The sequence below is a fragment of the Endozoicomonas sp. ALE010 genome (assembly GCF_049310165.1).
In the GTDB taxonomy this organism is placed as follows: domain Bacteria; phylum Pseudomonadota; class Gammaproteobacteria; order Pseudomonadales; family Endozoicomonadaceae; genus Endozoicomonas.
Window position 1 is genome coordinate 1 of the sequence record NZ_JBLYNV010000186.1, and the last position, 1,440, is coordinate 1,440.

At 52.7% G+C, this 1,440-nt stretch carries 1 protein-coding gene; it reads left to right on the forward strand.

What is annotated here, in order from left to right:
- A partial coding sequence (locus tag ACO6UY_RS24670) for a hypothetical protein (protein WP_422491702.1) occupies positions 1–1,440 on the forward strand: 1,440 nt, incomplete at both ends.

Below are 1,440 nucleotides of genomic sequence, written 5' to 3' on the forward strand. Positions count from 1 at the left end.
AACTGGTGGACAACGGGCAGGAGCAAACACCACGGCTCAAAGAGGCCTTGGCCGCGCTGTTGCCCCACGTGAACACACAGAAGGACCAATTAATTCCTCAGCATATCGCCAACCTGCTGTGGGCCATGGCGAAACTGGTGGACAACGGTCAGAAACGGACATCAGAGCTCAATGAGGCCGTGGCCGCACTGTTGCCCCTCGTGAATTCAAAGAAAGACCAATTTATTCCTCAGAATATCGCCAACCTGCTGTGGGCCATGGCGAAACTGGTAGATAACGGGCAGGAGCCAACACCAGAGCTCAAAAGGGCTCTGGCCGTGCTGTTGCCCCACGTGAAGGCACAGAAAGCTAACTTTAACCCACAGGAAATCGCCAACCAGCTGTGGGCCATGGCGAAACTGGTGGACAACGGGCAGGAGCAGACACCAGAGTTCAACGAAGCCGTTGCTGCGCTGTTGACCTGCGTGACCGTACAAAAAGCTCACTTTAAACCACAGCATATCGCCAGCCTGCTGTGGGCCATGGCGAAACTGGTAGACAGCGGGCAGGAGCAGACACCAGGGCTCAACGAGGCTACGGCCGCGCTGTTGCCGCTTGTAAACGCACAGAAAGACCAGTTTAATGAACAAGCTATCGCCAACCTGCTTTGGACCATGGCGAAACTGGTGGACATCGGGCAGGAGTGGACACCAGAGTTCCAAGCGGCCATTGCCGCGCTGTTACCCCACGTGAACTCACAGAAAGCTAACTTTACACCTCAGGCAATCAGCAACCTTCTGTGGGCCATGGCGAAACTGGTGGACAACGGGCAGGAGTGGATACCAGAGTTTAAAGCGGCCATGGACGTGCTGTTACCCCAAGTGAACGCACAGAAAGCTAACTTTAAACCACAGGGTATCGCCAACCTGCTGTGGGCCATGGCGAAACTGGGTGAACTCGCTGAGCTGAATGTGGTTACCTCTACCTTCGAATCGCTTGTCTACCGAATCAGAGAAAGCCCTCAGCTCTCTAAGCAAGATATATCGATGTCTCTCTGGGGCGTAATGGTATGCTGTGCCAGGTTGTCTCTAGTCTCCAATGCCAATAACAATAACGTGCTTGAAAAGCACATGGATGACCTGTTGACTCGCCTGGAAATTACCTCGCCAGATCCAGATAATGAAGATGATCGATCCATCATGATCATGGCCGCCAGTTGGCTTGGTAGAGCCTCTTCGGTCGTCCCCCATTACCAGGCAACCATTTCAAAAACCCAGGCCGACTTCCGCGATCAACTCCAATCATCTATTCCATATCTGAAGATTGAAGAAGAAAAGAGTCTGAACTCATTACCTCCGGTTGACCTGCTGCTGCCAGATCACAACATGGTGATTGAAGTTCAGGGTCCCTCTCATTACGTAGGTGGTGATTTCAACACCAGGAATGGTTCGACTCTGCTGA